This is a genomic window from Nocardioides exalbidus (genome assembly GCF_900105585.1).
Classification (GTDB): domain Bacteria; phylum Actinomycetota; class Actinomycetes; order Propionibacteriales; family Nocardioidaceae; genus Nocardioides; species Nocardioides exalbidus.
Window position 1 is genome coordinate 91,241 of the sequence record NZ_FNRT01000002.1, and the last position, 16,251, is coordinate 107,491.

Below are 16,251 nucleotides of genomic sequence, written 5' to 3' on the forward strand. Positions count from 1 at the left end.
CTCGTCCCACGGCAGAGGCCCGGTCCCCTCGTGGGGGGACCGGGCCTCTGTCGTACGACGGGCGGGCTGGGTCAGCCGCGGCGGATCTTCGGGCTGCGACCCTTGCTCTTCAGGCTCACGCCACCGCGGAAGGCATCGTCGGCGTAGCCGGCGAGGTTGGCCGAGCCGTCCTCCAGCGGAGTCACCTTGAAACGGGTCGCCAAGGCGGCGACCTGGACCCACTTCTGCGCGCCGATGCAGGCCGTGGGGACCGAGGTGGTCAGCGTGCTCGCCGCGAGGTCGTAGCGGGCGCGGACCGACCGACAGGGCTGGAGCGGGTCCCGGTTGGCGTGGTAGGTGCCGTTGCCCCTGAAGCCCATCAAGACCAGGTCGGCCTCCGTCCGGCCGCCGGACATTCCGACGTTGAGCAGGTAACGGACGCGCGGAGTGAAGAGGCGGAACTCGACCGAGTGCTCCTCGACGTCGACCAGCTCGCGGAACTGCACGGTCAGGGTCAGGCGCTTCGTGGCGTGGTCGATCGTGGTCCTCACGATGTCGGTCGAGGTCTCCGCCGGGGCGTCGAGGAAGAACGGCCCCTCCGTGGGCGCGCCGCCGATGAGCTCGCCGAGAGTGGCACCCACGTTGAGGGCCTCGGCGTCGCCGGCGCCGTCGTCGTACGACGCCGTCTGGGCGAACGCTGCGGTCGGGAGCAGCAGGGCGGCGGGCAGGAGCAGAGCGGCGATCCTGGCGCCGGCACGTGAGGTCATGCCGCGCATCGTAGGTATCGCCGCGACCCGGTGTGACCCGACGCACGGAATCGAAAGGATGAACGTCCGGTTGGCCCTGACGTGCCCGCTTCCACGACCGTCCCGACGTCCGTCGGCGACCTGCTGACGCAGCGACGGGCCGTCGACCTCGCCCGCACGGAGAGCGCGCTGTGTCGCCCCTCCCGCGCCGCCGCCTGAACCACTCCCGCGCTCCACTCCCCAGGCGGCACCCGCGATCGCGGTGTGCCGGTCCGAAAGGTTATCTTTTCAGTATGAATACTTCTGTTACCGAGCCGGAGCAGCACACCCGCCGCTTCGCGCTCCCCTCGTTCGGCGTCCAGGTCCTGATCGGACTGGTGCTCGGCGTGGCCCTCGGTCTCGTCGCCCGCGGCATGGGCGCCGACGGCGTCGACGCCACCACCGGTGAGGTCGACCCCAACTGGCTGACCGAGACCCTCAGCACGATCGGCGGCACCTTCGTCACGCTGCTGCGTGCCATCGTCCCGCCCCTCGTGTTCCTCGCGATCGTCGCCTCGATCGCCAACCTCCGCGACGTCACCGGTGCCGCACGCCTGGCGTGGAAGACCCTCGCGTGGTTCGCCGCCACCGCGCTGATCGCCGTCTCGATCGGGATCGCGCTCGGCCTCGTGCTGCGCCCCGGCGACCACACCAGCGTGGCCGCCGACGCGGCGACGGCGTCCAGCACCCAGGGCTCGTGGCTCGACTTCCTCACCGGGCTGGTGCCCGCCAACGTGCTCGGCCTCGAGGGCTCGGCCGGCGGCGACGGCAGCGTGAACCTGGGTTTCAACGTGCTGCAGATCCTCGTGGTCGCGATCGCGATCGGGATCGCCACGCTCAAGGTCGGCGAGGCCGCCGACCCGTTCCTCGCCTTCGTCCGCTCGGCGCTGGCCGTCGTGCAGAAGGTGCTGTGGTGGATCATCCTGCTCGCCCCCATCGCGACCGTCGGCCTGCTCGGCAACGCCGTGGCGAGCTACGGCTGGGACGCCCTCGGGTCGCTCGGCACCTTCGCGGTGGCGATCTACGTGGGCCTCGCCCTCGTGCTGCTCGTCGTCTACCCGGTGCTGCTGCGCGCCAACGGCCTGTCGGTGAAGCAGTTCTTCTCCGGCGCCTGGCCGGCGATCTCGCTGGCCTTCGTGTCCCGCTCGTCGGTCGGCACGATGCCCCTCACCCAGTCGGTCAACGAGCGCAACCTCGGCGTCCCGCGGGCGTACTCCTCCTTCGCCGTGCCGCTCGGCGCGACCACCAAGATGGACGGCTGCGCCTCGATCTACCCGGCGATCTCGGCGATCTTCGTCGCGCAGTTCTTCGGCCTCGACCTCTCGATCACCGACTACGTCCTGATCGCGTTCGTCTCGGTCATCGGCTCCGCCGCCACCGCGGGCGTCACCGGCGCGACCGTGATGCTCACCCTCACGCTGTCGACGCTCGGCCTGCCTCTGGAGGGCGTGGGGCTGCTGCTCGCCATCGACCCGATCCTCGACATGGGCCGCACCGCGGTCAACGTCGCCGGCCAGGCGCTCGTCCCGACGATCGTCGCCAAGCGCGAGGGCATCATCGACCAGGACGCGTACGACGCCCCGCGCGGCCGCACCGCCTGGCGCGAGGACGCACCCGCCGAGGAGCCGGCGCACGCCGCCGCCTGACCGCTCAGCGGGTGGCATCGGGCCTGCGAGGCAGGCCCGATGCCGTCCGACGGCCCGAGCACGTCGTTGCGCGCCCCCGGCAGGACTCGAACCTGCGGCCCAGTCATTAGAAGTGACTCGCTCTGTCCAGCTGAGCTACGGGGGCTGGCTCATCCACAAGTCAATCATGTGGCTGCCCTCCGCGTGCGCAGTCCTCCTAGTGTTCCCGGATGGCGGTGCACCACACGAAGGACAAGGGCGACCTCGGGACGGCCAAGGCGCACGCGGACCTGGTCGAGCGTGGATTCCTGGTGCTCTTCCCTGCCACCGAGCACGCGGAGTTCGACCTGGTCGCCTACCGGGACGACGTGTTCCACCGGGTCCAGGTCAAGTACCGGTCGTCGAGATCCGGGACGCTGCTCGTCGCGTTCCGATCGGTCTGGTCCGATCGCCACGGCACGCACCTGAAGCCGTCGGACAAGTCGCAGGTCGACGTCCTCTGCATCTACTCCCCCGAGTCGCGGCACTGACGATCGCCCGCGCGACACGCCCCGCCGCCTCCCCGGCTGCGGGGCGTCGCCACGTCAGGATGAACGCAGGCCCCGCCACGTATGAGGTAGCGGGGCCGAACAGATTTCAGGACCCGCCGGCGTAGGCGTCGATCTCGCCGCGGATGCGCACCTTGACGTCGTCGGGTGCGAAGGACGCGTCGACGGCCGCACGGGCCAGGTCAGCGACTCCGGCCTCGTCGAGGCCGAGCAGCTCGGCGGCGACCTCGTAGTCGTGGGTGAGCGTCGTGGAGAACATCGGCGGGTCGTCGGAGTTGATCGTGACCGTCACGCCCGCGTCGACGAAGGCACGGAGCGGGTGGTCCTCGATCCGGTCGACGGCGCGGGTGGCGACGTTGGAGGTCGGGCAGACCTCGAGCACGATCCCGTTCTCGGCGAGGTGGGCCAGCAGCTCCGGGTCCTGCGCGGCCGACGTCCCGTGCCCGATGCGCTCGGCACCGAGCAGTCGGACCGACTCCCAGATCGTCTCGGGGCCGGTGGTCTCCCCGGCGTGCGGCACCGAGTGCAGGCCCGCCGCACGCGCCCGGGAGAAGTGCTCGGCGAACTGCGCCCGCGGCACCCCGATCTCCGGCCCACCCAGCCCGAAGCCGACGAGGGCGTCCGTGCGGTGCTCGAGGGCGTACTCCAGCGTCGCGTCGGCCGCCGGGATGCCCGACTCTCCGGGGATGTCGTAGATCCAGCGCAGCACCAGGCCGAAGTCACGCTCGGCCGCGACCCGAGCGTCCTCGATCGCCTCGGTGTAGTCCTCGATGCGCAGCCCCCGCAGGACGGAGGTGTACGGCGTGCAGGTGAGCTCGGCGTACCTCAGGTTCTGGCCCTCGGCCATCTCGCGGGCGACCTCGTAGGTCAGCAGGCGGATGTCCTCGGGCGTGCGGACGAGATCGACCACGGCGAGGTAGACGTCGATGAAGTGCGCGAAGTCGCGGAAGGTGAAGAACTCCTTGAGGCCCTCCAGGTCGGAGGGAACTCCCGCACCGGGGTGGCGCGCCGCGAGCTCGGAGACGATCCGCGGCGACGCCGACCCGACGTGGTGGACGTGCAGCTCGGCCTTCGGGAGGCCGGCGATGAAGTTCTGGAGGCTCACGCCTCGCAGTGTCTCAGGAGGAGGGTCAGCTTCCCGAGCCGAGGATGGCCTGCGCGATGTCGGCCATGGTGAGGTTCGCGCCCTCCACCCGCTGGCCGTCGACGATCACGGTCGGCGTCGAGTTCACGTCGGCGTCGTCCGCGGCATTGCCGGCCGCGTCGACCCAGCCCTCGAACGTCTTGTCCTCGATGCCGGGACGGACGTCGGACTCGGTGGCGCCCGCCTCCACCGCGAGGTCGACGATGTCGTCGGTGCTCGGGTAGGGACCGGACTCCTCGGGCTGGTTCTCGTAGAGCAGGTCGTGGAACTTCTTCGCGACGTCGGGGCCGGCCTTGTCGAGCACGACCGCGAAGGCGTTGGCGGCGTCGGGCGAGTAGTCGCTGATGCGCGAGAGGAACGGGATCGGGCGGTACTCGACGCGGACGTCACCGGCCTCGATCTGCTCGTTGAGCTGGTCGCCCACGGTCGCCTCGAGCTGGCCGCAGAACGGGCAGAGGAAGTCCTCGTAGATCACGACCGACCTCGGGGCGTCGGCGTCGCCGACGACCAGACCGTAGTCGCTGGTCGCGCCCGCCGGCGCGGTGTCGTCCTTGGGCTTGTTGAAGACCGTGAAGAGCAGGACGACGACCACGACGACCGCGAGCACACCGCCGACGACACCGAACCGGGTCAGCGTCTCGCGACGCTTCGCGGCCTTGCGGCGCTCCTCGGCGAGTGCCTTGGCGCGCTCGTTGCGGGCCTGGCGCTGCTCCCGCTTGGCGGCCGCGGCGGCCTTGTCCTGGGGGTTCCTGCTCTTCTTCTGCGCCATCGAGCTGTCCTTCGTGCGAGCGGTCATCGGGATCGGTGCAACACCCGAAGGTTATGAGGTGAGCCTTAATCGTCCCTGAGAGGTGGCGCGGGAGGCGGTGGGTAGGGTGCTCGACGTGAGCGACAGACTGGTGTGGATCGACTGCGAGATGACCGGACTCGACCTGGGCGCCGACGCGCTGATCGAGGTGGCCGCGCTCGTCACGGACTTCGAGCTCAACGTCCTCGGCGAGGGCGTCGACGTGATCATCAAGCCGTCCGACGAGGCCCTCGACCAGATGGTCGAGTTCGTCCGCAGCATGCACGAGAAGTCGGGGCTGCTCGACGAGCTCGCGAGCGGGACGACGCTCGCCGACGCCGAGGAGCAGGTGCTGGCCTACATCAAGGAGCACTGCGCCGACGGCAGTCGCCCGCCGCTGGCCGGCAACACCGTCGCCACCGACCGCTCGTTCCTCGCGCGCGACATGCAGGCGCTGGAGTCGTTCCTGCACTACCGGATCGTCGACGTCTCCTCGATCAAGGAGCTCTCGCGCCGCTGGTTCCCCCGCGCCTACTTCTCCGCGCCGACCAAGCGCGGCAACCACCGCGCCCTCGCCGACATCCAGGAGAGCATCGAGGAGCTGCGCTACTACCGCGAGGCCGTCTTCGTCCCGCAGCCCGGCCCCGACAGCGCCCAGGCGCGCGAGATCGCGGCCCGTCACGGCGGCCAGCTGACCGGCCTCGGTCCCACGGAGCCGTCCGGTGGGGCTGCCGATTCCGGCTCCACGGACTGAGTGCCCTACACTTCTCGTCGTCCTCGCGTGATGCGCGAGAAGACATGGTGGGTATAGCTCAGCTGGTAGAGCGCCGCCTTGTGGTGGCGGATGTCGCGGGTTCAAGTCCCGTTACTCACCCCAACACGTCGAGGCCCTGACCCGGTGGTCAGGGCCTCGACGCATTTGCGGGAGTCGGTCGCGGGCACCGCCGCCCGGCGGGTCTACGTTGGATCGATGCACCCCGCGAAGAGCAGCTATGACGTCGTCGTGGTCGGTGGCGGCCACAACGCCCTGGTCGCGGCCGCCTACCTCGCGCGTGCCGGGCTGTCCGTGCTCGTGCTCGAGCGCCTCGGCCACACCGGCGGCGCGGCGGTCTCCGTCGAGCCGTTCGCCGGCCAGCCGGCCCGGCTCTCGCGCTACTCCTACCTCGTGAGCCTGATGCCCGAGCAGCTGATGGCCGACCTGGGCCTCGACGTCCGGCTCGCCTCCCGCACCACGGCGTCGTACACCCCCTGGACGCGCGGTGGGCGCACGGGCGGCCTGCTCGTCGAGCGCCCCGAGGGCAAGGCGACGCGGTCGTCGTTCCGCGAGCTGACCGGCGGCGACGAGGAGTACGCCGCCTGGCAGGCGTTCTACGGCGAGGTCGGCCGACTGGCCGAGGTCGTGGCGCCCACCCTCCTGCAGCCGCTCCCCCACGAGCGCGACCTGCGCGAGCTGGTCGACGAGCGGACCTGGGCCGACGTCGTCGAGCACCCGCTCGGACGCACCGTCACCGAGCGGTTCACCGACGACACCGTCCGCGGGGTCGTCGCGACCGACGCCCTGATCGGCACCTTCGCCTCGATGGACGACCCGTCGCTGATCCAGAACCGCTGCTTCCTCTACCACCTCATCGGCAATGGCACGGGTGAGTGGCGGGTGCCGGTCGGCGGGATGGGCGCGGTCACCGACGCGCTCGCCAGGTCCGCGGTCGAGGCGGGCGCGGAGGTCCTCACCGGTGCCGGGGTCAGCCGCATCACGCCTGCGTCGGACGGCGCCGAGGTGACGTGGCACGACGGCGAGCGCGAGCGGTCGGTCACGGGCCGGCGCGTGCTCTCGGGCGTGGCCCCGTGGGTGCTGCGGATCCTGCTCGGGGAGGGCGAGGACACGGCCACCAAGCCGGCCGGCTCCCAGCTCAAGGTCAACTTCCTCCTCGACCGGCTTCCCGCCCTGAGGTCCGGGGCCGACCCGGCCGTCGCGTTCGCCGGCACGCTGCACCTCGCCGAGGACTACAGCCAGCTGGAGACGGCGTACGCCGCTGCCGCCGCGGGCCGGGTGCCCGACCCGATGCCGGGCGAGGTCTACTGCCACAGCCTCACCGACCCCTCGATCCTCGGCGACCGCGCGGGCTCCGCGCACACGCTGACCTACTTCGGCCTCCACACGCCGGCCGGGATCTTCGACGCCGACCCTGCCGCGCGCGAGGTCGCCACCCAGCGGGCCCTCGCGTCGTTGAACGCGGTGCTGGCCGAGCCGATCGAGGACTGCGTGGCCCGCGACGCCGACGGGAACCCCTGCATCGAGGCCAAGATCCCGCAGGACATCGAGAAGGACCTCGCCATGCCGGGCGGGCACATCTTCCACGGCGACCTCGAGTGGCCGTGGGCGCCGCAGCGGATGCTGCTCGACACCCCCGCGCAGCAGTGGGGCGTGCAGACCGCGCACGACGCGGTGCTGCTGTGCGGCTCCGGCGCGCGCCGCGGCGGTGCGGTCTCCGGGCTCGGCGGTCACAACGCCGCGCAGGCCGTGCTCGCCGAGCTCTGACCGGGCCGGCCGCGAGGACGCCCTCGATTTCGCCTGCCCGACACCACGAGGTAGTGTTCCTCTCGCTTCACCGCACGCGCCATTAGCTCAATTGGCAGAGCAGCTGACTCTTAATCAGCGGGTTCGGGGTTCGAGTCCCTGATGGCGTACAGGAGCGAAGGGCCGGTCCTCTCGGACCGGCCCTTCGTCGTGCCACGGGCAGGTCGCCCACCGGTGCCACGTCAGGACTACTTCCTCCGGGCGTCGTAGCCCGCGCTGCACCGACCCGGACGCACCACCGCTCCGGACGCGCGAAGGGCCGGTCCACCAGGACCGGCCCTTCGTCGTTCACACGTGTGGTGGCGCTACTTGAAGATGCTGTACCCACCCGGGCCGACCGCGAGGCCGACGATGATCAGGACGATGCCCCAGAGCATCTGGCCCCGGACCAGTGACACGATGCCGGACACCACGAGGATGACGGCGAGGATCCACAGCAGAAACAACATGTTCATGCTCCCTTCAGTTGTCCACCCAACGTAGCCCTCTGCGCGAGGTGTCCGAAAGTCGCCCACACCCCTAGGGCGGGGTTCGTTATCAGCCCTCTTCGCGCAGGCGGGGAGGTGTGAATCCCTCGGGCTTGAAGCCGGTCTTGTCGGCGTAGAACGCGCGCAGCACGTCCATGTCGGCGCTCACCTCGCCCGTCACGTGGAACGTGGGGCCCCACCCGACGGTGCGCGAGGGCACGTCGAGGAACGCCAGGGTGACGGGGAGGCCGGTCTGGCGGGCGATGCGGTAGAAGCCGGACTTCCAGAACTCGCCGCGCGAACGGGTGCCCTCTGCGGCGATGCCGATGAGCCAGGGGTCGTCGCCCTCCGACTCGGCGAGCAGCTGCTTGATCGTCGCGGCAGGGTTCTTGCGATCGAGCTCCACCGCACCGGTGCGGCGCAGGAGCCAGCCGAGCGGTCCGACGAAGAGCTCCTGTTTCACCAGCAGCCGGATGGTGATGCCGTACTGCCAGGCGAGCAGCATGGTCAGCACCCAGTCCCAGTTGGAGGTGTGGGGCGCACCGACCAGCACGCTGCGCTGCGGCACCTCCCCCACCGCCTTCCACCGGACGGCGCGCAGGACGAGGCGGGCGAGGTTACGACGCAGCACGAGCACGTCCTTCCTTGAGCTCGCGCTCGAGGTCCCACAGGTAGCGGTCGAAGTCGACCTCCATCGTGTGGCGAGGCGAGGCGTAGAACCGTTGGGTGTCGCGGGCGTGGTCGGCCGCCATCTTCCGCCGGACCACGTCGGCGGGCGGCAGGACGTAGCGCCCGGAGAGGGTCTCGGCGATCCAGCGCGCCTGCGCCTCGGCGAGCGGCATGACCGCGCCGATCGGCTGGAGCAGGCCGAGGAACCACAGGCCCGGCAGGTCGGGGTGCACGGCCCGCTTCCAGAGCGGGAGGTCGTTGTCGCGGACCGGCACCAGCTCCTCGGACAGGAACGGGAACGTGACGCGGTAGCCCGTGGCCCACACGACGAGGTCGGCCGGCACGCTCGTGCCGTCGACGAAGACGACCCGGTCACCGTCGAGCCGCTCGATCGCGGGTCGCGCCTCGACGGCGCCGGCGTCGAGGCGCTCGCGGATCCGCTCGGACTGGACCGGGTGCGACTGGCCGGGCCTGTGGTCGGGTGCCGGGAGGCCGTACTTCGTCATGCTGCCCGCCGTCAGCGCACCGATGCGCAGCCTCAGGGCGGTGACCCACCACGGCACCCACCCCGGGGGCAGGAGGCCCTGGTCGCTGGGCTTGCCGAGGAAGTACTTGCGCAGCACCCACTCGGTCCGCCGCACCGACCACGTCGTCGTCCGCGCCACGAGGGAGGACTGCACGGCGATGTCCATCGCCGAGTTGCCGGCGCCCACCACGACGACGTCGCGCCCGGCCAGCTGGTCGGCCGAGCGGTAGTCGTGCGCGTGGATCTGCTGGCCGTCGAAGGTGCCGGGGTAGGCCGGCTCCGGCCAGCGCGCGTCCCAGTGGTGGCCGTTGGCCACGAGCACCGCGTCGTAGGTGCGGGTCTCGGTGCCGTCGGGCCCGGAGATGCGCACGTCCCAACGGCCGTCAGCGGCGCGCGAGACATCCTCGACGGTGGTGTCGAAGGTGATCGCGTCGCGGAACCCGAAGTGGTCGACGTACTGCTCGAAGTAGGCGTGGACCTGCTCGTGGCTCGCGTAGTCGGGGTAGTCGTCGGGCATCGGGAAGTCGGAGTACGCCATCCGCGGGCAGGACGTGTTGATCTCGAGGGTGTCGTAGCAGGCCGACTGGCCGTTGGAGTTGTCGAACACCCAGGTGCCGCCGATGTCGTGACCCCGCTCGAAGCAGTCGAAGGGGATGCCGGCGAGGTGGAGGTGCTTGGCCGCGGTGATGCCGGACGAGCCGGCGCCGATGACGCACGCGCGCGGCAGGGTCTCGTCGACCGGCACCGGTGCGGTCACGGCGGCCGCGCGGTGGGACTGCTTGACGAGGTAGGCCATCGACCCTCCTGCTCAGCGGTTCTGGGTGGAGGCTAGAGGTAGAGCCCCGTCGAGCCGCCCTCCAGGCGCTCGGCGGCGACCGCATGGACGTCGCGCTCGCGCATGACGACGTAGACCTCGCCGTGGACCTCGACCTCGGCCTTGTCCTCGGGGTCGAACAGCACGCGGTCGCCGATCTCGACGGCCCGGGCGTGCGGGCCGACGGCGATGACGCGCGACCACGCGAGCCGGCGGGCGCCCATCGCGGCGGTGGCGGGGATGACGATGCCGCCGGTCGAGCGGCGCTCGCCGGCCTCCTTGTCGACCTCGACCAGGAGACGGTCGTGCAGCATCTTGATCGGTGCGCTGCCGCCCGCCGCGATGCTGCTGGACACGGCGCTCAGCTGGCGACCTTGCGCACGATCGCGAACAGGACGATCGTGCCGACGACGGCACCGGCGACCTTGAGGATGTTGTCGGTGCGCGGGGCGCCCGACTCGAGGTCGACGAAGTGCGACTTCACCGTCGTCACCTGGCGACCGACGATGGTCTTGGGGTGGGCGCGGTAGGCGAGCTGGTCGATGGTCGAGGCCAGACGCTGGCGCGTCTCCTCGATCTCGCGCTCGAGCGCGCTCATGTCCTGGGTCACCCGGGAAGGCTACCAATGCGACGGGGATCGAAACCCCACGGCAGCTCGAGCCTGTGGGCGGCCATCAGCTCGTCGTCGGTCAGCACGTCGAAGGTCGGTCGGTCGGCGACGACCACGCCCTCGCTCAGCACGACGCTGCGGGGGCACAGCTCGAGCGCGTAGGGCAGGTCGTGGGTGACCATCAGGACCGTCACGTCGAGGCTGCGCAGGATGTCGGCGAGCTCGCGGCGCGAGGCGGGATCGAGGTTCGACGACGGCTCGTCGAGCACGAGGACCTCGGGCTCCATCGCCAGCACGGTGGCGACCGCGACGCGGCGACGCTGGCCGTACGACAGGTGGTGCGGCGGCCGGTCCACGAAGTCGGCCATCCCGACGCGGTCCAGGGCGTCCATCACCCGGCGGTCGAGCTCGGGTCCCTTGAGCCCGAGGTTGGCCGGCCCGAAGGCGACGTCCTGGCGGACCGTGCCGAGGAAGAGCTGGTCGTCGGGATCCTGGAAGACGATGCCGACGCGGCGTCGGATCTCCTTGAGGTGCGCCTTGGCGACAGGGAGGCCACTGACGGTGACCGTTCCCTTCCCAGCGGTGAGGATGCCGTTGAGGTGGAGCACGAGGGTGGTCTTGCCGGCCCCATTCGGACCGAGCAGGGCGACGCGCTCGCCCTGGTGGACGTGGAGGTCGACCCCGAAGAGCGCCTGGTGGCCGTCGGGGTAGGCGAACGCCAGACCCTGGACGTCCAGGACCGGGGTGCTCACCTGTCCTCCACGCCGCTCGACACGGACGGCAACCTACCGTCGTACCCCCGCGACAGCATCGCGAGGTGCACGCGTTCGCCACGCTCGTAGGAGCGGATGAAGAGCGCGCCCAGCGAGCGGGCCAGCACCGGCCAGTGCCGGGGCGAGCGCGGGTCGCAGCCGCGTGAGCGCAGGGCCGTCATCATCCGGCCGAGCTCGGCCGTGACGACGTCGAGGTAGCGGATCATGAAGCCCATGATCTGCACGATGAGGTCGGGCATCCGCAGGCGCTGCAGGCCCCGGAGCAGGTCCTGCGGCTCGGTCGTGGCGGCCAGGGTGAGCGAGCCGAGGACGCCGAGCGTGCCCTTCACGAGGAGCGCCGCGCCCGCGTGCAGGCCGGGCTCGGACACGGTGACACCGAGGACCTCGGTGCGCGGGCCGTGCGAGATGAACGGCACCAGCACGGCGAACACGACGAACGGCAGCTCGACCACCATCCGCGGGAGCAGGTAGGTCAGCGGCACCCGGGAGAGCAGGACGACGGAGACCAGGACGCCGGCCTCGACGGCGTAGAGCCAGGGGACCTGGCGCGGCGTCGCGACGACGAGGAGCATGAAGGCGAGCAGGGCCAGCAGCTTGAGGTGGGACGGCGCCCGGTGGACCGCGCTGTGGCCGTGGAAGTAGAGCCGGTGCCCGTGGCCGGCGCCCATCAGCCCCTGCTGCCGGCGGACTCGTCCGCGTGGTCGTCCGCCGACTCGTCCTCGGGCTCGTCACGCCGGCGCAGCACGCGGAACAGGCCGGTGCTGAGCAGCAGCATGAGGAGCACGCCGACCACACCCGCGATGCCTCCGCTCAGGCGGTCGTTGTCGACGCCCTTCGTGGAGTAGCCGGCGAGCGGGCTGTCGGACGAGGCGTGGGTGGTCTCGGCGTCGATGAAGCCGGTCTTCTCCGCGACGTAGTTGAGCCCGTCGGGGTGGGCGCTGGCGTAGTAGCTCACGACTCCGGCGACGAGCAGCGAGACGAGGAGGAAGGAGACGAAGACCGCACGGTTGCTGGGTCGCTTGCTCACGGGGTCGCCGCCTTCGGGATGCGGATCTCGAGGTCGCGGGCGTCGAGGAAGGGACGCGCCCCGCGGACCAGGTCGGGTCGGGTCGCGACGACGCTCCCCACGACCAGTCCGGTCACGACCGCCTCACCGATCCCGATGAGGAGGTGCCATCCGATCATCGCGGTCGCGACCGCGCCGAGGTCGACGGGCGCCGTGCCGCCGACGGCGAAGAGCCCGGTGAAGGCGATCGCCGCGACGGGCACGCTGACGAACGCCGCCACCGCCGCGGCGGGAGCGACCATCGCGAGGCGCTGCGGGAGGACCCGGCGCAGCACGACGAAGACGCCCCAGCCGACGCCCGCGGTGATCAGGCCCATGAGCGTGATGTTGGTGCCCAGCGCGGTGATGCCGCCGTCGGCCATCACCAGGCCCTGCACCAGGAGCACGACCGCCATGCACAGCACGGCCGTCCACGGCCCGACCAGGACCGCGGCGAGGGCCCCGCCCATGAGGTGACCGCTCGTGCCGGCCCCGACCGGGAAGTTGATCATCTGGCCGGCGAAGATGAAGGTCGCGACGAGGCCCGCCATCGGGGCCGTCCGGTCGTCGAGCTCGCGGCGTGCGCCGCGCAGCGCGAGGCCCACCCCGGCGGCCGCGACCACACCGGTCGCCACCGAGGTCGGGGCGTCGAGGAAGCCGTCGGGCACGTGCACGTGGTCGCTCGCAATCGTGAGGGGTCGGGCTGGTTGGATGTCTGGTGGCCGACGCGGATCCCCCGATACCGGGCCGGCACCCTCCGACCTTATTGCAATCATCTTGCAACAACCACACCGTCCCGCCCCGCGCGCAGAGGAGACCCCCATGTCCGACCGCCTCACCCCCGGCGACGCCGCCCCCGACTTCACCCTCACCAGCGACGCCGGCGACCAGGTCTCGCTGGCCGACCTGCGCGGCAAGAAGGTGATCGTCTACTTCTACCCGGCGGCGATGACCCCCGGCTGCACCAAGCAGGCGTGCGACTTCTCCGAGTCCCTCGACTCGCTGCGCGGCGCCGGCTACGAGGTGCTCGGCGTCTCGAAGGACAAGCCGGCCAAGCTGGCGAAGTTCCGCGAGCGCGACGCCCTGACCCTGACCCTCCTGTCCGACGAGGACCTCGCGGTGCACCGGGCCTACGGCGCCTTCGGCACCAAGAAGCTCTACGGCAAGGAGGTCGAGGGCGTGATCCGCTCGACGTTCGTCGTCGACGAGGCCGGCAAGGTCGAGCTCGCGCAGTACAACGTCAAGGCCACCGGCCACGTCGCCAAGCTGCGGCGCGACCTGGGGCTCGACTGACGCGTCGTACGCCGTCCGCGGTCCGTCGCACGTGCGGCGGAGGTGGCCCTCGACGTACCGCCCCGCGGGCCAGAACCGCCACACGTGTCCGAGATGCTGCCCTCGATCGACCGTCCGGGGGGCGACATCTCGGACACGTGTGAGGATTGACCCTCCGCGCTCGTAGCCCAATTGGCAGAGGCACCAGGTTTAGGTCCTGGCCAGTGAGAGTTCGAGTCTCTCCGAGCGCACCCGCGACCTAAGTCGCTACTTCGCGTCGCGCACTCCCGTGTGACCCACGTCACCACTAGTGTCCGCGCATGGATTCCGCGCTGACGACCGTCGGTCTGCCGCTCGCGCTCGCGATCATCATGTTCGGCCTCGGCCTGGACCTGACGGTCGCCGACTTCCGCCGGGTGGGGCGCGCGCCGAGGGCGGTCGCCGTCGCGCTCGTGTGCCAGGTCGTGCTGCTGCCGGCGATCTGCTTCGGCCTGGTCGTGCTCTTCGACCTGCCCGCGCTGCTCGGGATCGGCATGCTGCTGCTGGCCGCGTCGCCCGGCGGCACGACGGCCAACCTGTTCAGCCACCTCTTCAAGGGCGACGTCGCCCTCAACATCACCCTCACCGCGATCAACACCGTGATCGCGGTCGTCACGCTCCCGCTGATCACCGGCCTCGCCATCGCGTTCTTCGACCGGCAGGACGACGTCTCGATGCCGCTCGTCGAGATCGTGAAGGTGTTCGCGCTGATCCTGCTGCCGGTGGGCATCGGCATGGTCGTCAACGCCCGCTCGCCCGGCTTCGCACGCCGGATGGACAAGCCGGTGCGGATCGGGTCGGCGGTGATCCTCGCGATCCTGGTGCTCGGCATCCTGCTCGACCAGATCGAGAGCGTCGGTGACTACCTCGCCGACGTCGGCCTCATCACGGCACTGTTCTGCGCGATCAGCCTCGTCGTGGGCTACGTCGTGCCGAAGGCGTTCGGCGTGACCGGCCCGCAGGCGATCGCCTCGTCGATGGAGGTCGGGGTGCACAACGCGACGCTCGCGATCTTCGTCGCCGTCGAGGTGCTCGACGAGGTCGAGGCCTCGGTGCCGGCGGCGGTCTACTCGCTGGTCATGTTCCTCTTCGCCGCGCTCTGGGGCGCATGGGTCAGCAAGCAGGTCACTGCCCGCGACCAGCAGGCCTCAGCCGTCTGACAGGTCGGTCGCCACCAGCGGGGCGAGCTCGCGCAGCGCGCGACCGCGGTGGGAGATCCGGTCCTTGTCGGCCGGGTCGAGCTCGGCGGAGGTCAGGCCCTCGTCGGCGTGCTCGTCGGCCACGAAGAGCACGTCGTAGCCGAACCCGCCGCTCCCTCGCACCTCCCGCAGGATCCGCCCGTCCATCCGACCCTCGACGACGCGCTCGCGCCCGTCGGGCATCACCCACGCGATGGCGCAGGTGAAGTAGGCGTCACGCCGCTCGTCGGGTACGTCGCTGAGCTGGGCCAGCAGCAGCTCGTTGTTGCGTGCGTCCTGGCTCGAGCGGAGCGAGACACCGTCGGTCCCTGAGGAGGTGAGGGACGAGCCGTCTCGAAGGGTGCGAGGCCCCGACCACCGGGCCGAGAGCACGCCGGGCATGCCGTTGAGCGCGGCCACGCAGAGACCGCTGTCGTCGGCGACCGTCGGCAGCCCGGTCGCGGCGACGCCGGCGCGGGCCTTGAGGAGCGCGTTGCCCTCAAAGGTGGGCTGGTCCTCGACGGGCTCGGCGTAGCCGTCGACGTCGTCGATCCCGAGCACCTCGAGGTCGGGCACCTGCTCGCCGAGGATGCGCTGCATCTCCAGGATCTTCTTCTGGTTGCCCGAGGCGAGGAAGATCCTCATGCGCGCAGGGCCTCCTGCTGCATCCGGGTCAGGTCGGCGCAGCCCTTCTCGGCGAGCGCGAGGAGCGCGTCGAGCTCGGCGCGGTCGAAGGCGGCGCCCTCGGCAGTGCCCTGCACCTCGACGAACTTCCCCTCCCCGGTCATCACGACGTTCATGTCGGTCTCGGCCCGGACGTCCTCGACGTAGGGCAGGTCGAGGCGCGGGACGCCGTCGATGATGCCCACGGACACCGCCGCGACCGACCCGGTGAGGGGCTCGCCGGTCAGCGCGCCGCTGGCCCGGAGGTGCGCGACCGCGTCCGCGAGGGCGACGTAGGCCCCCGTGATCGCGGCGGTCCGGGTGCCGCCGTCGGCCTGGAGCACGTCGCAGTCGAGGACGATCGTGTTCTCGCCGAGCGCCTGGTAGTCGATGACCGCGCGCAGGGAGCGGCCGATCAGCCGCGAGATCTCGTGGGTGCGTCCACCGATGCGACCCTTCACGGACTCGCGGTCGGAGCGGGTGTTGGTGGCCGCCGGGAGCATGGCGTACTCGGCCGTCACCCAGCCCAGGCCCGAGCCCTTGCGCCAGCGCGGCACGCCCTCGGACGCCGACGCGGCGCACAGCACCTTCGTGCCGCCGAACTCCACGAGCACCGAACCGGCCGCGTGGTCGAGCCAGCCGCGGGTGATCGTGATCGGGCGGAGCTCGTCGTCGGCGCGGCCGTCGGCGCGCGTGCTGGGGCTCGAGCTGGGGGTGGCGTCAGTCATGGCTCGACCCTAGATCGTTAC

The 16,251-nt window shown here is 71.1% G+C and carries 20 protein-coding genes and 4 tRNA genes; 9 read left to right on the top strand and 15 right to left on the bottom strand.

Annotated features, from left to right (window positions below):
- Positions 1-71: 71 nt before the first annotated feature.
- Positions 72-746 carry a hypothetical protein gene (locus BLV76_RS00820; protein ID WP_139306421.1) on the bottom strand — a complete coding sequence of 225 codons (675 nt, stop codon included), beginning with the start codon at positions 744-746 and terminating at the stop codon, positions 72-74.
- 272 nt (positions 747-1,018) lie between these two features.
- Here BLV76_RS00820 and BLV76_RS00825 point away from each other — a divergent pair, with 272 nt between their 5' ends.
- A complete protein-coding gene (locus BLV76_RS00825) occupies positions 1,019-2,410 on the top strand; it encodes a dicarboxylate/amino acid:cation symporter (protein WP_090967432.1) in 1,392 nt (463 codons plus the stop codon).
- Between the two features lie 71 nt (positions 2,411-2,481).
- On the opposite strand, the gene BLV76_RS00830 is transcribed toward BLV76_RS00825, so the two are convergent.
- Positions 2,482-2,555 (bottom strand) — tRNA-Arg (locus BLV76_RS00830).
- 64 nt (positions 2,556-2,619) lie between these two features.
- Here BLV76_RS00830 and BLV76_RS00835 point away from each other — a divergent pair.
- Positions 2,620-2,919 carry a group I intron-associated PD-(D/E)XK endonuclease gene (locus BLV76_RS00835; RefSeq protein ID WP_175539510.1) on the top strand — a complete coding sequence of 100 codons (300 nt, stop codon included), beginning with the start codon at positions 2,620-2,622 and terminating at the stop codon, positions 2,917-2,919.
- Between the two features lie 106 nt (positions 2,920-3,025).
- Here the strand turns inward: BLV76_RS00835 and BLV76_RS00840 are convergent, their stop codons facing one another.
- The gene (locus tag BLV76_RS00840) at positions 3,026-4,042 is read right to left on the bottom strand and encodes an adenosine deaminase (protein ID WP_217630218.1); all 1,017 of its coding nucleotides are present in this window, start codon (positions 4,040-4,042) and stop codon (positions 3,026-3,028) included.
- 25 nt (positions 4,043-4,067) lie between these two features.
- Positions 4,068-4,877 (bottom strand): DsbA family protein, encoded by an 810-nt coding sequence (locus BLV76_RS00845; protein WP_090967434.1) that lies wholly within the window; start codon positions 4,875-4,877, stop codon positions 4,068-4,070.
- Positions 4,878-4,965: 88 nt separating this feature from the next.
- On the opposite strand from BLV76_RS00845, the gene orn reads away from it, so the two are divergent.
- The 4 genes from orn (at position 4,966) to BLV76_RS00865 (ending at position 7,556) form a co-directional block, all read left to right on the top strand.
- Positions 4,966-5,622: an oligoribonuclease gene (gene orn, locus BLV76_RS00850; RefSeq protein WP_090972147.1), complete on the top strand. Its 657-nt coding sequence runs from the start codon at positions 4,966-4,968 to the stop codon at positions 5,620-5,622.
- A gap of 47 nt (positions 5,623-5,669) precedes the next feature.
- Positions 5,670-5,745, top strand: a tRNA-His gene (locus BLV76_RS00855).
- A 93-nt stretch (positions 5,746-5,838) separates the two neighbouring features.
- Positions 5,839-7,407: a phytoene desaturase family protein gene (locus tag BLV76_RS00860; RefSeq protein WP_090967435.1), complete on the top strand. Its 1,569-nt coding sequence runs from the start codon at positions 5,839-5,841 to the stop codon at positions 7,405-7,407.
- A 76-nt stretch (positions 7,408-7,483) separates the two neighbouring features.
- A tRNA-Lys gene (locus BLV76_RS00865) sits at positions 7,484-7,556 on the top strand.
- 195 nt (positions 7,557-7,751) lie between these two features.
- Here BLV76_RS00865 and BLV76_RS22300 read toward each other — a convergent pair.
- From BLV76_RS22300 to BLV76_RS00900, 9 genes are all read right to left on the bottom strand, one after another.
- Positions 7,752-7,901, bottom strand: coding sequence for a GPGG-motif small membrane protein (locus BLV76_RS22300; RefSeq protein WP_175539501.1), 150 nt, complete (start codon positions 7,899-7,901; stop codon positions 7,752-7,754).
- 82 nt (positions 7,902-7,983) lie between these two features.
- Complete coding sequence (locus BLV76_RS00870; protein ID WP_245734484.1) at positions 7,984-8,544, bottom strand: 1-acyl-sn-glycerol-3-phosphate acyltransferase; 561 nt, start codon at positions 8,542-8,544, stop codon at positions 7,984-7,986.
- Positions 8,531-9,904 carry a flavin-containing monooxygenase gene (locus BLV76_RS00875; RefSeq protein WP_090967436.1) on the bottom strand — a complete coding sequence of 458 codons (1,374 nt, stop codon included), beginning with the start codon at positions 9,902-9,904 and terminating at the stop codon, positions 8,531-8,533. Before BLV76_RS00875 ends, BLV76_RS00870 begins: the two co-directional genes overlap by 14 nt.
- A 32-nt stretch (positions 9,905-9,936) precedes the next feature.
- Positions 9,937-10,236, bottom strand: coding sequence for a GroES family chaperonin (locus BLV76_RS00880; protein ID WP_090972151.1), 300 nt, complete (start codon positions 10,234-10,236; stop codon positions 9,937-9,939).
- Positions 10,237-10,283: 47 nt separating this feature from the next.
- Positions 10,284-10,532, bottom strand: a complete 249-nt coding sequence (locus BLV76_RS00885) for a DUF3618 domain-containing protein (protein ID WP_090967437.1) — start codon at positions 10,530-10,532, stop codon at positions 10,284-10,286.
- Positions 10,529-11,284, bottom strand: a complete 756-nt coding sequence (locus BLV76_RS00890) for an energy-coupling factor ABC transporter ATP-binding protein (protein WP_090967438.1) — start codon at positions 11,282-11,284, stop codon at positions 10,529-10,531. Before BLV76_RS00890 ends, BLV76_RS00885 begins: the two co-directional genes overlap by 4 nt.
- Positions 11,281-11,973, bottom strand: a complete 693-nt coding sequence (gene cbiQ, locus BLV76_RS00895) for a cobalt ECF transporter T component CbiQ (RefSeq protein WP_090967439.1) — start codon at positions 11,971-11,973, stop codon at positions 11,281-11,283. Before cbiQ ends, BLV76_RS00890 begins: the two co-directional genes overlap by 4 nt.
- Positions 11,973-12,332, bottom strand: a complete 360-nt coding sequence (locus BLV76_RS22305; RefSeq protein ID WP_175539511.1) for a PDGLE domain-containing protein — start codon at positions 12,330-12,332, stop codon at positions 11,973-11,975. The genes cbiQ and BLV76_RS22305 overlap by 1 nt, the downstream gene beginning before the upstream one ends.
- Positions 12,329-13,024, bottom strand: a complete 696-nt coding sequence (locus BLV76_RS00900) for an energy-coupling factor ABC transporter permease (protein ID WP_175539512.1) — start codon at positions 13,022-13,024, stop codon at positions 12,329-12,331. The genes BLV76_RS22305 and BLV76_RS00900 overlap by 4 nt, the downstream gene beginning before the upstream one ends.
- Positions 13,025-13,172: 148 nt before the next feature.
- Between BLV76_RS00900 and bcp the strand changes: the two genes are divergently transcribed.
- From bcp to BLV76_RS00915, 3 genes are all read left to right on the top strand, one after another.
- Entirely contained in the window at positions 13,173-13,643 is a 471-nt protein-coding gene (gene bcp / locus BLV76_RS00905) for a thioredoxin-dependent thiol peroxidase (RefSeq protein WP_090967440.1), read from the top strand.
- 156 nt (positions 13,644-13,799) lie between these two features.
- Positions 13,800-13,873: transfer RNA gene (locus BLV76_RS00910), tRNA-Leu, on the top strand.
- A gap of 69 nt (positions 13,874-13,942) precedes the next feature.
- Positions 13,943-14,821, top strand: coding sequence for a bile acid:sodium symporter family protein (locus tag BLV76_RS00915; RefSeq protein ID WP_090967441.1), 879 nt, complete (start codon positions 13,943-13,945; stop codon positions 14,819-14,821).
- Here BLV76_RS00915 and BLV76_RS00920 read toward each other — a convergent pair.
- Both BLV76_RS00920 and rph read right to left on the bottom strand, forming a co-directional pair.
- Positions 14,810-15,484, bottom strand: a complete 675-nt coding sequence (locus BLV76_RS00920; protein ID WP_090967442.1) for a non-canonical purine NTP pyrophosphatase — start codon at positions 15,482-15,484, stop codon at positions 14,810-14,812. The genes BLV76_RS00915 and BLV76_RS00920 overlap by 12 nt on opposite strands.
- Positions 15,481-16,230: a ribonuclease PH gene (rph, locus tag BLV76_RS00925; protein WP_090967443.1), complete on the bottom strand. Its 750-nt coding sequence runs from the start codon at positions 16,228-16,230 to the stop codon at positions 15,481-15,483. Before rph ends, BLV76_RS00920 begins: the two co-directional genes overlap by 4 nt.
- Positions 16,231-16,251: the final 21 nt, after the last annotated feature.